The following is a 14,723-nucleotide window of genomic DNA, read 5'->3' on the forward strand; positions in this document are numbered from 1 at the left end:
GGAGACGATGGATCATGCGACGTGAAGAGATAGAACAACGAATACAAATCGGACTTGCAGGCTGGGGAGACCATGACGATATCTATCCAAGCGGCACCAAATCGGGAGACAAGCTGAAGATTTACAGCAGCCGATTTCCCATCGTGGAGCTGGATAGCTCCTTTTATGCTATCCCTTCTCCAGACAGGATGCTGAAATGGATCGAACAGACGCCCGATACTTTTGGATTCATCGTGAAAGCCTATCAAGGCATGACGGGACATACGCGCGGCAAAATTCCTTTCTCAGATCCAAAAACAATGTTCCAAGTATTCCGGGAATCAGCGGAGGAGCTCCTGCGAGCGGGAAAGCTTAGGGCGGTACTATTTCAGTATCCACCTTGGTTCGGCTGCGAGCGGAAGCATGTGGATATTCTGCGCAGAACGCGTGAATGGATGGACGGGCTGCCGATTGCGCTTGAATTTCGGCATCAGAGCTGGTTCCAAGGAGAGACGCGGGACAAGACCCTTCAATTTATGCGTGATGAAGGATGGATTCATTCCATATGCGATGAACCTCAGGTCGGTGAAGGGTCGGTTCCGATGGTATTAGATCCAACGAGTGAGGACTGTACGATCGTTCGTTTCCATGGACGGAACGCTTCTGGCTGGCATTCCAGTGGTCAGCCCAATTGGCGCGAGGTCAGATATTTGTACCGCTATAACGCGCAGGAACTGTCGGAATGGAAAGGGAACATCATCAAATTACTCGAATCGACGAAAACCTGTTGGATTATCTTTAACAACAATTCTGGCGGGGACGCGGCCGATAACGCTCTGCAGCTGATGGAGGCCTTGGGGATGGATTTGCCGGAAATGCCTGGTCCGCTACCGTACCAATTGTCTCTTTTTGAGGATTAAGGAACGCTTTATTTTTTTCTCGCAGGGTCTATTGAATGTTTCATTTCCATCGGGTATGATACGTTAGACTGATTCGCTGTGGAGGGAACTTATGGAATCACTGCTGGATATTACCGTTCGTTCATCTGATATTGATCTGAATGGTCATCTTAATCATGTGAGATATGTTGAATTCATGGAACGGGGACGAAAAGCTTGGTACGAGTTGATTCACTTTCCACTGGAATCGTTTCATTCGCAAGGAATCATGACCTCAATCGTGAATATCAATATGAACTTCCGGCGTGAATGTCACGAGCACGATGCAATACAGGTCGTGACCAAGCCCGTCAAGGTAGGAAGATCCAGCTATGTCTTTGATCAGACGATCATCAACAGCGATCAATTGGTCTGTGCAGACGCACGCGTCACTTGTGTCATCATGGATCTGGCGACTCGGCAGAGCACATCCGTGCCGGACAAGCTGCGTTCACATTTTCCAAGCGAATAGAAGTTATCAATTGGGGTAAGAAGAGAACTGGAGGACGTTATTTATGATGCAAGAATTACAACTTAGCAACCAAGCCGTGGCTGAGGAAATATTAGCGCTTCAATTGCCAGCATACCGCGTAGAAGCGGAAATCATCGGATCGGATGCGATACCGGCACTGCGGGATACGGTTGAATCCATCATGTTGTGTGGGGAAACCTTCTATGGATGGCGTGAAGACGGAGAATTGGCAGGTGCGATTGCATATAAAATAGAGGATGGAGCACTCGACATCCATCGGTTAATCGTACATCCGAATCATTTCCGTAAAGGGATCGGAAGAAGATTATTGCAATATATTCTGCAAGAACATGCGCAATTCAAGAAGTTCATCGTTGCAACAGGTTCCAAGAATGTTCCAGCGATCCAGCTTTATCTTTCGGAAGGATTTGTTGAAGTTGGAGGCTTCGAGCCTGTTCCGGGTCTGCCGATTACGAATTTGGAGAAGGTCATTGCTTAGTAACACAGTAAGCGAAAAATGGTTGAAAGTCTTAGCAGCTATGGACATGTGATATGTTCGTGGCTGCTATTTTTTGCCTAGGATAAATGTATGGAGCTGGCCAGCAAAAATCGCATGGGAGGGAAAGCAATGAACGTAAAGGATTGTCCATTATTGACGGTAGAGAAAATCGAGAGGGATCTTGTCACTTATTTATCAAGTATCGGGAACATTTTCACCGTATTTGACCAGCAAGATTCTGGTTGCATTTCCTACGGTGTTCAGGCTGCTGAGCAGAATTGGTTCGTCAAATATTCGGAGAGTCGAGAAGCCATTGGATACATGAAAAATGCGGAAGCCATTCACCAGGAACTGGCCCATCCCCAGATGCCGAAGTTGTTGAATTCGTTCATGACAGACCTGGGATTTGCGCTTGTCTATGAATGGGTCGACGGTGAAGTGCTCGGTACACCTGCATTTCCAGGAAAAGAAGGACGGAATCAGCCAGAATCCTCACATTTTCGGTTCAGACAGCTGCCGCTGTCGAAAGTGATCGCAGCACTAAATACGGTCTATGATGTGCATGCTTATTTGGAGCGAAAAGGGTATGTAGCCGTTGATTTTTATGATGGAGGCATGATTTATGATTTTGATCGGGATGAACTACACCTCTGCGACTTTGATTACTATACGAAAGGGCCTTTCGTGCTCGAGCTGGATCGGTTGTATGGCTCAAGTCGTTTCATGGCGCCAGAGGAATTTGTACGAGGGAGTCAGATCGACCACTTAACGAATGTGTACACCATGGGAGCTGCAGCGTTTGTGTTCCTAGCGGATGAAGGTGGGCGCGAGCTTCGCGATTGGAGAGCATCCGAGGCTCTATACCACGTAGCTCGCAAGGCAGCATCACCAGAGCGGTCCGAACGTTATGGCAGTGTTCATGCATTCTATCGTGCATGGTTGGAAGCGCAGAATTAGATCCTAATACCCACCATATACAATCGTCGTAAACATTCCCCCAGCAGGTTTCGTGAAGTTATTCGCCATATGATGAGGGATGTGGCAATGAAAGGGCCATATTCCCGGATTATTCGCTTGAAACATAATGTCGTAGGTCTCGCCTGGTGCTACGTTAATCGTATTCTTGATCCGTTGGTGCTCCCAGCCGATGGGATTGCCATCCGATGCGATAACATCGAATTGATGCCCATGCAGATGGATGGGGTGCGCATTCATACCGAGATTGCCAAGGCGAATGCGAACGCGATCCCCGAGTCTCACCGGGAGTGGTTCGGTATGCGGGAAGCTGCGTCCGTTCATCGTGAAGAAGTTGAACGAGTCCGTGTATGGATTGATATCGTACACCCCAGGGTTTAGTTCGAATTTCGGCATCCCGCTCAAGTGGAACTCATGCAGCATGATGAAATAATCTCGGTCTACGGCGAGACCATGACCTGGTGGGTCCAGAATAATAAAAGCACCACCCATCCCACCCATTTCTTGAGGAATCGCATTGTAATGGGAGTGATACATATGGGTACCGGGCGGATTCTGGACGGTGAATTTATAGGTGAAAGAGTAATACGGCGGTATTAGTGGAGAAGGTTCAATGCAAGGCACGCCATCCATCATATTCGGGATATCCAGACCATGCCAATGAACGCTCGTACCCTCACTTAACAGATTAGAGACACGAATTTGTACTTCATCTCCCGGGTAGACAAGGATCGTAGGTCCAGGAATCGACCCATTATAGCCAAGTCCATGCAGACGAATTCCAGGCAATATCTCAAGCTCTACAGGTTCTGCAATCAATTCGAAATGCTTGACGCCATCCCGAATCTCGAAGGGTAGATTCGGCACTTGGGGCGTAATAACCATATGTATCTTCCTCCATCAAAGATTGTTCCACTTTATACACAAAGACTCCATTCCACTATATGCAGATGCAAGGGTTACCAATCCTTCTGAACAAGCATTTCTAACTTTTAGATACATGATGTATCTATTTTGCAAGAATAAATCAAGAAAACAATTTAAAAAGTCAAAATTTTGTCTAGGAAAAAACGGTTTCGTCCACTATCATAGTAATAAGAGATACAAAATGTATCCTTGAATTGTGACAGATGCCTGAGTAATCGAAAGGAGGGAATGAAGTCGCGCAGGGTGCGCCTGTGTTGTTGCTCAGCATGATTAACACAACAGCCGAATGACGATAACAGTGAAACTTAATATCGATGTCTATTCCTTCTAATGCCCCCCGAAACCGCTTACACTACATTTTTGATTGATGTACGCATACTCTCGAGCATTTCCCTTCATTCAGCCTATAGTTATGGATTGCACCCAATGATCTCATCGCATACCGAAGAAGATTCTGGCATGGAACCTGATTGATCTGCTAAAGGAGGCAAAATGTATCTTGAGAAATCTTAAATTTCTACTATTAACCACGTTTACGGTGATGATCGCCTTTACCATGTTCCTAATGAGCCAAGAGACGTCGCATGCAGCCGCTATCGGCGACATAATGAAGTTCGAGAAAACCGATGACATGACCTTTACGATTACGAGCGGGAATGACAAAGTAAGAGCGATCTTCTATCGCGATGATATGGTTCGGATTTGGCTAGGTGTGAATGGAAGCTTTACCGATGCGCCAGGCAAGAACGGCGGTACGCCGCTGGAACCGATTGTAATTAAGAATGACTTTGGTCCGACAAATGTGACATGGTCCGATGAAGGCGCTTACTACAAGATGAATAGCGGTAAGTTTGTCCTGCGCGCATACAAGAGTCCGCTGAAATTCGCGATGTATAAGTCAGACAATGTGACCTTGGTATGGGAAGAGCAAGCAAGCCTGAACTATACAGGAACTTCCACCACGCAGAAGCTTTCTAGAGGAGCAGATGAATATTTCTATGGTGGCGGGATGCAGAATGGCTACTTCTCGCACCGGGATAAGACAATCAAGATTGGTAATAACTTCGGCGGATGGGGCGATGGGACAGTATCCAATCCATCTCCATTCTACTTAAGCACCAATGGATATGGCATGCTGCGGAATACGTTCCGTGAAGGTTCCTACGATTTTGGAAGTCCGCTAAGTTTGACACATAATGAGAATCGGTTCGATGCGTATTACTTCTATGGGGAGACCATGCGGGATATTCTGAATGGTTATACGGATCTAACAGGGAAGCCGGCGCTGATTCCAAGATGGGGGATGGGACTCGGCGATGCCGATTGTTATAACAAGGCACCGGATACGACGCTTGATGTGCTCAAAGTTGCTAAGGCTTATCGCGATAACGACATGCCAGGCGCGTGGATTCTCCCGAATGATGGTTATGGCTGCGGTTACGTCAATTTGACGGAGACGGTACAGAAGCTGCATGAGCTAGGCTTCTATACAGGGCTCTGGACACAACAGGGTGTCGATCAGATAGCCACTGAAGTTGGTGTTCATGGGACGCGTCTGAACAAATTGGACGTCGCATGGGTAGGTTCAGGCCATGATTTTGCGTTAAATGGCTCGAAGCAAGCTTACCAAGGCACCGAGAACAATTCGAATGATCGCGGTTATGTATGGTCCGTTGCCGGTTGGGCTGGTACACAGCGGTATTCCACCGTCTGGTCAGGCGACCAGGCTGGCGATTGGGAGTTCATCCGATTCCACATCCCTTCGATGATTGGTGCTGGCTTATCCGGTATGGCTTACTCGACAGGGGATATTGATGGCATCTTCGGCGGCAGTGCGAAGACACAGGTGCGCGATTTGCAATGGAAAGTATTCACGCCGATCCTGATGAATATGTCAGGCTGGGCTGCGAAGGACAAACAGCCTTGGGTATGGGGCGAACCGTACACGAGCTATAATCGCGACTACTTGAAATTACGTCAACGTCTCACGCCGTACTTCTATACGTATTTACACGAATCGTACGTTTCGGGTGCTCCGCTGATGCGCGGTATGGTGTACGAGTTCCCGAATGATCCGAATACGAAGAATACACTGACGCAATATCAATTTATGTCAGGCGAGAACTTCCTTGTCGCTCCGGTGTACACCGATACAACGACACGTAACGGCATTTATTTGCCGAAAGGAAAATGGATTGACTATTGGAGCGGGGTAGAACATTACGGTTCCAAAATGCTCGATGAATACGCAGCGCCACTAAGCAAATTGCCGTTGTTAGTCAAAGCGGGCGCTATTATTCCAATGTATCCAGAATCGCTCTATGACGGTCAAGTGCCGCCAAATCCGATCACATATGACATCTATCCGTACAAAACATCCAGCTTTAAGATGTATGAAGATGATGGCGTGACGAGAGAGCATCGTCAGGGCAAATATGCAGAGACTCTCATCAAATCGATAGCGCCAGAGACAGGAATAGGCGAACTTGTCATTCAAGTCGGCGCTACAGTTGGTGATTACAAAGGCAAGCTGGAAGCTCGTAAAAATCAATTTACCATTCATATGCATAACAAGCCGGGCAACGTGTCGTTAAGCGGTAAACCATTAAATGAATTAGCGAGCAAATCCGCATGGGATACAGCTGCTAGCGGCTGGTTCTTCGATGCAGCAGACAAAGGCGGCATCCTGTATGTCAGGACGGAAGAATTGCCGACAAATCTAGGATTCGAACTGCGCACGACAGGTTTCGTCGCGGATACAACGCCGCTGAAAGACGCGGTTGTCATTGAGATCCCGCAGGAAGATACAGATCCGAGCCGGATTCCGCAAGAAGATATCATAGCAACGGCTTCGAATGCGGACAGCTCGACACCTGCGTCCAATGTTCTGGATGCAAGCCGTGAATCCATCTGGAGCACGAATCTCACCGGATCGACTGCATTGCCACAATCCATTACGTTGAACCTGGGGACCAATCATTTTATTAACCGGGTCAAAGTTCTTCCTCGTCAATATGGCGGTACAGACGGCATCATTACGGAATATAAGCTATACAGCAGCTTGGATGGGACGAATTATGCGCTTGTGACAAGAGGGCTATGGAACGCCGACAAGGAAGAGAAGACAATTGCTTTTGATACCGTCGAAGCACAATACGTGAAGCTTGAAGCCGTCAAAGGTGTGAATGGATTCGCATCCATCGCCGAAGCGAATGTCTATCGTGATCCGACCAAACCAGCGCCTACGCCGATTAAGAAATCGGAGATGAAAGCAACCGCGGCAAGCTTCCAATCGGGTAGTGAGGCTTCCAAAGCGATTGATGGCAACTCGAGTACCGTCTGGCATACGAAATGGGATGGTTCGGATAAACTCCCTCAGTCCATTGTCATAGACCTAGGATCGATCCATGAAATCAGCCAGGTACGATACGCACCACGAACGGATGCAGGTAACGGGACATTCACGAAATACAACTTGTACCTCAGTACGGACGGAACGAATTACACCAATGTGAGCAGCGGGGATTGGGTACGGAATAGCGCGAAGAAATATATCAAGTTCGCTCCAACGCTCGCTCGGTACGTAAAGCTAGAAGCAGTTCAAGCGGTAGGAGGCTTCGCATCCGCATCTGAAATAGATGTCTATGACGCGCCGAAAGCGGAAATTGTGATCTCGAACATTTCCGAGGGTAAATCAATCTCAGCAGACAGCAGTGATCCTGCTTTTCCTGCGAACCATGCGAATGATGGCAAGCCGGAGACGAGATGGTCTGCAGCAGACAGTCTGACAGGTCATACGTTAACAGTGGATTTCGGTAAAATGTATTCGATCCAAGGCTCTGAGACCTCGTTCGAATCCAGTACGAAGGCTTATCAATATAAAATTGAAGTTCGTGAAGACAATACATCGAACTGGATTCAAGTTGCGAATCGTACAGCGAATACGGAAGCGGGTGCGGTGTTAAAAGACAACTTCGCCAGCCGCGGAAGGTATGCGCGTATTACGATTACTGGCTTGCCAGATGCGGCAGCGAAAGCGAGTATTTCGGAATTTAAGCTATTCGGCTATTCGCTTGGCGGCATTACCAAGGTAACTGGCGTTACATTGGATAAACCGACGCTTAGCATGGATGTGCTAGGAGCTTCAGCAACACTCACAGCGACGGTTGCCCCAGTAGATGCATCGATTAAGACAGTAACATGGAGCAGTAGTGATCCTTCCATTGCCATGGTCGATGCGCAAGGTGTCGTGACAGCGAAAGGTCAAGGTACGGCGACTATTACAGTAACAACGACGGACGGTAATTTCAAAGCAACGAGCGAAGTGACCGTGAAAGGCCAAGAGAATTTGGTGAAAATTCCACAGTCTCAAATGACTGCAACGGCAACAAGCTTCGAAACAGGTGAGAATGATCCGAAGTATGCGATTGACGGTGATTCTGAGACGCATTGGCATACGAAATGGTATAACGTGGATCCACTTCCTCAATCTTTGATGATTGAGCTTGGCGGTACGTATACGATCAGTAAAGTCGATTACTTACCGCGACCAGAGGCGAGCAACGGTACAATTTTGGCCTATAATGTATATGTCAGTGAAGATGGTGTGAACTATACGAAGGTTGGAAGCGGCAAATGGCTGAGGAACAATCTGTTAAAAGAGATCAACTTCGCCCCTGTCAAAGCCAAGTTTGTGAAGCTCGAAGCGACGGAAGGTGTCGGTGACTTCGCTTCCGTAGCAGAGCTCAATGTCTATCGTTCTTCCGATTCCCAAGCGGAGCTTCAATCGATCGCATTGAATGCATCGAGATATACGGTCAAAGTTAATGAGTCGACTTCCGTTCAAGTGACGGCGAAATATGCAGATGGATCGAGCAAAGAGGTTACCGCGCAAGTCAAATTGACAGTTGCTCAGCCAACCATTGCTTCGCTGACAAGCGGTAGTCTGAAAGGGATTGCCGTAGGCGATACAACCATCACAGCTAGCTTTGGCGGCAAAACAGCAACAGCAGATGTACATGTAAATCCGGCGGCTCCGACAAGCCCTGCGACATCCCTTACAGGGGATAGCACAGTTCAAGCTGGTAAGGACTTTAAAGTTCGCGTTGGCTTAAACGGTGTAACAACCGACGTCTATGCACAAGAGCTTGCATTGACTTACGATACAAGTGCACTTGAAGTGGTAGCCGTAAATCCTGTGAAAGATGGTTTGAATCTTCTACAAAAATCAGATATTAATGGTAAATTGCATTACATTATTGCAAGCGAAGGTCCAGGCAAAGCGATTAAAGGCGATGCACAAGTCTTGGAGATAACGTTCCGAGCAAAGAGTACGGAGCAAGATCGAACGGCGAACATCAGCTTGGTTAATGCCGTGCTGGGTGATGCAACAGGAGCAGAAGTTAGTGCGACACCATCATCTTTCCGAATTCAAATTGTAACGGTACCGCAAGGCATCCCAGGCGACTTGAACCATGATGGCAAAGTGTCAATCGGTGACCTTGCATTGATGGCGCTGAACTACGGTAAGACGACAGCAAGCCCAGATTGGGAGAAGATTAAACATATGGATCTGAAGAAAGACGGTGTCATCGATATTCTTGATCTAGCAGAAGTAGCGAGTCTGATTCTGAAGTAAGCCAAATTTTGAAGTTGAGGAGGAAGTTAGGCAATGGACATCAAACCGAGTCGCTTCGGGATTTCACAAGTGATGTCGAAGTTACTTATAGCTGCGATGGTTCTTCAATTATTTACCACCTGGGTGGGTGTGGGTCAAGGGGATGCTGCGGAAGCAGCGTCCCACACCACTACGAAACGCCCAGACGGTAAGAATCTTGTTTTTCCGGTGCTAAGTGACATTCATATCGGTCATACACCGAAGGATGTTCCGAAATGGCAGATGGTATTGAACCAGCTGAACGCCATTGCGCCGAACTATGACGCTCTAGCAGCAGTTGGCGATATTACGGACAGTGGGACGGTTGCTCAATATGACACGTTAATGAGCAATTACAACAACTTGAAAGTCCCGAATGCAGTGTCACTCTTCACCATTGGGAATCATGATTATATCAATGGATCAGCAGGTGCGATGCAGCAACGCTTTAAAGACAAGACGGGTATGAGCGGCATCTATTATGACCAGTGGATCAACGGTTATCATTTCATTATTCTGGGGAGCGAGGATGGTACGCGGGATGGTACGCTCTCTGATGCTCAGCTAAATTGGCTTGATACGAAACTCGCAGAGGAGGCAGATCCGAACAAACCCATCTTCGTGTTCTTGCATCAACCGATTACGAATACGGTCTATGGCAGTGATTTGTGGGGACACAAACAGAATGCAACGAAGCTGTACAATACGATTGCGAAATATCCGCAAGTCATCACATTCTCGGGACATTCCCATTATGTTCTAGATGATCCAGGCTCCATTAATCAACGCGATTTCACGGCAGTCGGTACGGCTGCAGTACGTTATCCAGAATTAGAGCCAGGGAAAATTCAGGGTATTCATCCGAGCGATGAGATCACACAAGGGCTTGTCGTTGAAGTGCTTGATAACGAAGTACACATCAAACGCAGAGATTTCCATACCAATGCTTGGACAGGGGACGATTGGGTCGTCAAGTATCCAGCCGTGAAAAATCAATTTACGTATACCGATGATCGTGACAAGGTGAAGCCTTCATTCCCTACCTCGGCCAAAGCGACCATCGATCCAGCCAGCATCGGTCCGAAGCAAATGCGTGTGACTTTCGATCAAGCTACGGATAATCTATTCGTGCGGTCATATGAGGTGAGAGCGATTAACGTGGCAACCGGAGGGACGGTACAATCGTTCCTCGCGTTCGCCCAGCAATATGACGATCCGGCGCCGACGCAGCTATCGTTCGATATTAGCGGACTTCAGCCGGAGACCCAATATCGAATTGAGGTCACAGCGATTGATTCCTTCAACAACCGTAGCGACGCTCCTCTTCAGGTGGAGGCGACAACAGGGAACAAACCTGTACTTGAAAAGCCAGCTGCGGATGTCATCGATATTGACTTTATCGATGGCACAGGGAAGGATCGTTCACCAGCACAGAACCACGCGACGTCAACTGGCAGCAGTGCCAAGATCGTCTATAGCTCCGAGTTTAAAAAATATGTTGCCCGGATGAATGGGACGACTGACGAATATTTCAGTATTCCGGTTAGCAGCTCGATCAAGAATGTGAAGAATCAATTTACGCTAGAATCCTTATTCAAGCTGAACTCCACACGCAACCAAGATGTGTTTGGGAATACGCAAAGTTCCGGTATGATTTTCGAGTCGACGACCAGTGGAAAAATGGAGTTGTGGGCACACATCGGCGGTAGTTACAAGCGTCTAGGCGTTCAATTGGAGCCGAACAAAATACATCATCTTGTCGCGACCTATGACGGTGCTCAAATTCTCCTCTTCTTAAATGGTGCTCAAGTTGGTTCGATGGCAGCGACGGGCACGATTGCTCAATCAGATATCCAATTTGCGATTGGTGCTGATCCTGAAGCGAATAATCGCGGGAACTATGTATTAGATGGCGATGTGAGCGTCGCGAGATTATACAGCTATGCGATTTATCCGGAGCAAGTACAAATGCTCTATAATGATCTGGCGCAGCGAATGTCTATCGAAGAAATGAATACGTTGTATAACGACATTCAGTTTGCCAGACAACTTGCAAGTGATACGTCTGTCGTCGGGACGAATCCGGGACAGTATCCTGCAAGCGCGATGAATATTTACACAACGAAAATAAACGCAGCCGAGCTTGTGCTTAAGACAAGAACCGTTACGCAGGAACAGGTTCAAACTGCAATTCAACAGTTGAAAGAAGCCAAAACCGAGCTCGACAAATCGAAAAATGTACCTGAAGCGAATCATATAACAGCCCTAGCAGCAAGCAAGAATGCTGTAGAGGAAGGGCAATCGTTCACGGTGAAGCTAGCCATTAATCGTGTTACCAAGAGCGTCTATGCTGAAGATGTGACGATTCAGTATGATGCGAGTTTGCTTGAATACATGGATGCAAAGTCTTTGCAATCTAACCTTCATCTCATACCAAATGCATCCAAAACCCCAGGAACACTAAGGTTCATTCTTGTAAGTATGGGCGCTGACAAAGGAATCTCGGGAGATACCGACGTGTTCGAGATGACATTTAAGGCCAAACCCGTTGATCAAGCTGCATCGGCAAAAGTAGCCGTCAACAAAACCGTGTTAGCGGATGAAAATGGTCAAGAGCTTGAAGCAAGTCTTTCGACTATTAACGTGCAAGTCACACCAATTTCAGGACCAAGTTCACCGGATGTGAACCATGATGGAAAAGTTAGTATCGGTGACCTTGCGATAATCGCAGCACATTATGGCAAGACAACAGCAAGCCAAGACTGGCAGCAAGTGAAGCAATATGACCTGAACCATGACGGCAAAATTGACATCTCTGATCTTTCGGCAGTTGCGTCTCAGATTATTAAGTAATAGACACATTGGCTATACGGCCAAAAAAGGCTGCACCATTGACGATTATGACAATAGTGCAGCCTTTCCTTTGATGAAGGATGTTATTTCGTAATAAACGGTGTCAATTCGCCATGGTAGAGAACCCATAACTCATGCAATGCACGGGTACAACCGACGTAGAGGAGCTTCGCATCCATGGCGCCTTCCCGGTAGTGATGTGAATCGACATCCATGAGTAGTACAGCGTCGAATTCTAACCCTTTGGATAGATAGACGGGAAGAACGGAAATACCTCCCAGGTATTCACTCTTACTGCCATCGATTAGATTGACGTTCACGCCGCTTGTTTCGAGCTTCGTATAAAGTGCTTTAGCTTCTTCCAACGTGCGTGTAAGCAGTGCCGTCGTATTATATTCTGATTGATGGAATTGTTCGATAGCCTTCTGAATGAAGGAGACTTCCTCTTCAGGTGCGACGGATTTGACTTGTACTTGATGACCGCTGCGGAAGACGGGTTCTGCGAGCAGATCGGTCTGCACCCCGTGCTTCAGAATTCCATTCGCGAAATCGATAATCTCCATCGTCGATCGGTAGCTGCGCGTTAACGCGAAATACGCCGTATCAGAAGCATCGAATAAGGATTGCATCTCGCGCCATTCATGAATGCCTTGGTAGGCGTGAATGCCCTGTGATAGATCTCCAAGGATAGTAAAAGAATGATTACGTACGAATAGATCGAGTACAGCCACTTGGAATGGTGAGAAATCCTGCGCTTCATCAATGACGATATGGTCGAATCGCGAGCTGCTCTCAATATCGTGCAATTTCACATGGATATAGAGCAATCCTGCAAGATCCTCATGGCGAATTTCGCCGTTTTTGAGCGTCGCATTTGTCTGCTTCACGACACCCGCCGGAATGGATTCGAACCGGTCGGAAGGAAAGATGTCGCCTCGTTTACCCTGTTGGAACAAACTTTTGTAAATCGCAAAGGCGTTAAATTCCGGCCATTTTTTCGTATACGCCTTGAGTCGTTGGCTGGACTTTTGCTTGAAATCCTTCAGCCTCACCTTATTCGTAATCGGCTTGAGCTCCATCTCAATCCAGCGATTGATTCTCGCAAGCACGCGTTCTTTACGTTTGGCTAATGCATAATGCTTATATTCTTCAAAGAACCATTGATGAATGGTCTGAAGCGGGAGGACTTTGCCGTCCCAGGCTTCAAAATCGGTCTCAGGCACGCTAATTGTCCCGAGTTGTTCGAGGGATTGATCGATCCAATCCCGGAATCGGATGGATCCTTTGTAACGACCAGATACATCATCATTGAGCACTGGCCGGTTATCAAGCGACTCGAACCAGATCGACCACATATCGGATGGCGGGAGCAGCTTTGCATCTAAATCAAGCAAGTTCATCGCCCAATCCGCGTATGTGTTCTGCTGGATGTTCCCGACACCTAGTTCTGGTAATACATCTGAGATATAATTCAAGAACATTTGGTTCGGTGCGAATATAATCATACGTTCTGCTCGTATTTGTTCTTGGTATTGATAGAGTAGGAAGGCAAGACGGTGCAGGGCGACGGTTGTTTTTCCACTACCGGCAACCCCTTGGATCATTAATGCGGTATTTTTCGCAGCCCGGATGATCTGATCCTGTTCGGCTTGAATGGTGGAGACGATATCACGCAAGCGGTTATCTTTGTTCTCACCGAGCCGATAGAGCAGGAATTCATCGGATACAGCAGGTTGATCATTATCGCTATCGCGGACATAGGTATCAACAACGCGCTGAAGTATTCTTTTGCGAATGACAAGATTTCGTTTGAGATAGACAAGGCCTTCGATGGTTCCGTCGGGCGCTTCATACGATGCGGGTCCAAGACCACCCGTGAAGGAGTAGAAGAGGCTGGCGATCGGCGCGCGCCAATCGACTACGAGCGGATTCTCCTGTTCGATCTCCTGATCTTCACCGTGATTGACACCGACTTTGCCAATGTAGAGAGGAGAGGGGGCTGATGAATTTCCTGTCTGGAAATCCAGTCGTCCGAAATACGGTTCATTCTCTGCGCGACTTAGCCGCTGACGTCTTTGCTCTCTCGTGTCCTCTAACACTTGTTCCGTAAAATCACTTCCGGTATAGACCGGTGTATTGCGTAGTTTGGCCAGCTGTTGATCGATTTGCGCTTGGGCAATTTCGAGCTGACGGAGTTCGTCTTGATAGGCACTTTGAAAAGTGTCTTCCATTTTCAGTTACCTCCTAAGATTTATTGGTTCCGTATGAAAGGAGTAAGTAATATATCATAAGGAATGGTAAAAAGCAAACGTTTCGATAAAAACTTCTAGGATGATAAGAGGGGCTCTTCCTGTTATTGACAATCAAGAAAGAATGGAATAAGATAGAAATGTAAGTAAGTACTTGCATTCAAGGTGGGTAGAT

At 47.3% G+C, this 14,723-nt stretch carries 8 protein-coding genes; 6 read left to right on the forward strand and 2 right to left on the reverse strand.

Annotated features, from left to right (window positions below; translation table 11 throughout):
- Positions 1–14: 14 nt before the first annotated feature.
- From AC3WU2_RS03970 to AC3WU2_RS03985, 4 genes are all read left to right on the forward strand, one after another.
- A complete protein-coding gene (locus tag AC3WU2_RS03970) occupies positions 15–899 on the forward strand; it encodes a DUF72 domain-containing protein (protein WP_492451444.1) in 885 nt (294 codons plus the stop codon).
- A gap of 91 nt (positions 900–990) precedes the next feature.
- Positions 991–1,389, forward strand: a complete 399-nt coding sequence (locus AC3WU2_RS03975; protein ID WP_492451446.1) for an acyl-CoA thioesterase — start codon at positions 991–993, stop codon at positions 1,387–1,389.
- A gap of 43 nt (positions 1,390–1,432) precedes the next feature.
- On the forward strand, positions 1,433–1,888 hold the full coding sequence (locus tag AC3WU2_RS03980; protein WP_492451448.1) for a GNAT family N-acetyltransferase: 456 nt from the start codon (positions 1,433–1,435) through the stop codon (positions 1,886–1,888).
- A 129-nt stretch (positions 1,889–2,017) separates the two neighbouring features.
- Positions 2,018–2,845: a serine/threonine-protein kinase gene (locus AC3WU2_RS03985; RefSeq protein ID WP_492451450.1), complete on the forward strand. Its 828-nt coding sequence runs from the start codon at positions 2,018–2,020 to the stop codon at positions 2,843–2,845.
- 3 nt (positions 2,846–2,848) lie between these two features.
- Here AC3WU2_RS03985 and AC3WU2_RS03990 read toward each other — a convergent pair whose 3' ends face one another.
- On the reverse strand, positions 2,849–3,748 hold the full coding sequence (locus AC3WU2_RS03990; RefSeq protein WP_492451452.1) for a multicopper oxidase family protein: 900 nt from the start codon (positions 3,746–3,748) through the stop codon (positions 2,849–2,851).
- A gap of 541 nt (positions 3,749–4,289) precedes the next feature.
- Between AC3WU2_RS03990 and AC3WU2_RS03995 the strand changes: the two genes are divergently transcribed.
- Together AC3WU2_RS03995 and AC3WU2_RS04000 are read left to right on the forward strand one after the other, a co-directional pair.
- Positions 4,290–9,428 (forward strand): discoidin domain-containing protein, encoded by a 5,139-nt coding sequence (locus AC3WU2_RS03995; RefSeq protein WP_492451454.1) that lies wholly within the window; start codon positions 4,290–4,292, stop codon positions 9,426–9,428.
- A gap of 33 nt (positions 9,429–9,461) precedes the next feature.
- Entirely contained in the window at positions 9,462–12,299 is a 2,838-nt protein-coding gene (locus AC3WU2_RS04000; RefSeq protein WP_492451456.1) for a LamG-like jellyroll fold domain-containing protein, read from the forward strand.
- Positions 12,300–12,382: 83 nt separating this feature from the next.
- Here AC3WU2_RS04000 and AC3WU2_RS04005 read toward each other — a convergent pair whose 3' ends face one another.
- Positions 12,383–14,530 (reverse strand): HelD family protein, encoded by a 2,148-nt coding sequence (locus AC3WU2_RS04005; protein ID WP_492451458.1) that lies wholly within the window; start codon positions 14,528–14,530, stop codon positions 12,383–12,385.
- Positions 14,531–14,723 lie beyond the last annotated feature (193 nt).

This window comes from Paenibacillus sp. EB106-05-06-XG162, assembly GCF_058791655.1.

Coding starts and splice junctions, on each gene's coding strand:
- AC3WU2_RS04005 (WP_492451458.1), bottom strand. CDS start 14,530: ATGGAAGACACTTTTCAAAGTGCCTATCAAGACGAACTCCGTCAGCTC.
- AC3WU2_RS03990 (WP_492451452.1), bottom strand. CDS start 3,748: ATGGTTATTACGCCCCAAGTGCCGAATCTACCCTTCGAGATTCGGGAT.
- AC3WU2_RS03970 (WP_492451444.1), top strand. CDS start 15: ATGCGACGTGAAGAGATAGAACAACGAATACAAATCGGACTTGCAGGC.
- AC3WU2_RS03975 (WP_492451446.1), top strand. CDS start 991: ATGGAATCACTGCTGGATATTACCGTTCGTTCATCTGATATTGATCTG.
- AC3WU2_RS03985 (WP_492451450.1), top strand. CDS start 2,018: ATGAACGTAAAGGATTGTCCATTATTGACGGTAGAGAAAATCGAGAGG.
- AC3WU2_RS04000 (WP_492451456.1), top strand. CDS start 9,462: ATGGACATCAAACCGAGTCGCTTCGGGATTTCACAAGTGATGTCGAAG.
- AC3WU2_RS03980 (WP_492451448.1), top strand. CDS start 1,433: ATGATGCAAGAATTACAACTTAGCAACCAAGCCGTGGCTGAGGAAATA.